The sequence below is a fragment of the Shewanella electrica genome, assembly GCF_022321485.1.
GTDB classification, from domain to species: Bacteria; Pseudomonadota; Gammaproteobacteria; order Enterobacterales; family Shewanellaceae; genus Shewanella; species Shewanella electrica.
Genome location: NZ_JAKOGG010000059.1, coordinates 1 through 527, shown reverse-complemented (window position 1 = coordinate 527; position 527 = coordinate 1). Strand labels below are relative to the sequence as shown.

1 protein-coding gene is annotated in these 527 nt (G+C 63.8%); it reads right to left on the bottom strand.

Annotation, left to right across the window (positions count from 1 at the left end; translation table 11 throughout):
- Positions 1-431 (bottom strand): immunoglobulin domain-containing protein (locus L9G74_RS23830; protein WP_500142662.1); only part of this gene is annotated, 431 nt, incomplete at its 3' end.
- Between the last annotated feature and the right edge of the window lie 96 nt (positions 432-527).

The window sequence follows — 527 nt, the reverse complement described above, 5'->3', positions numbered from 1 at the left end:
GTGCCGTTGAAGTGTTCTTTGAGGAACAACGGGTCGGGCCGGAGGTTACCACTCTTATCCCAGGTCCAGGTGACGCTGAGGCTGGAATCGCTGGGCAGGTTGACCACCAGGCACCTCAGTTTGGCGTCTAAGCTGATGTACAGCTCGCCCGGGCTGGGTGGGATGGCGTACAGCTGGATGGGGCTGCAGCTCTGAGCGCCGTCCGGGCATCCCTTGACGTGATCCTCCACCACGGTGTTGGTTGCGGGGTGCCTCACCCTACAGCTGTAACTCTTCCCTTCCCTCCAATCGGTGCCGCTGACGTTGACGCGGCTGCTCAGGCTGTAGGTGGATCCGCTGCGGACCGCCGGGCTTTGGGAGGCCACCAAAAGTCCCCCCACTCCGTCCACCAACCATTCGACCTCCGCCGACGCCGGGGAGAACCCCGTCACCAAACACAACAGCTCCACCGATTCCGATTGGCTCGGGGTGCAGGAGGAGGCGTGGAGGACCTGCACCTCCGGGGGTACAGGCGGTACGGGTGGTAC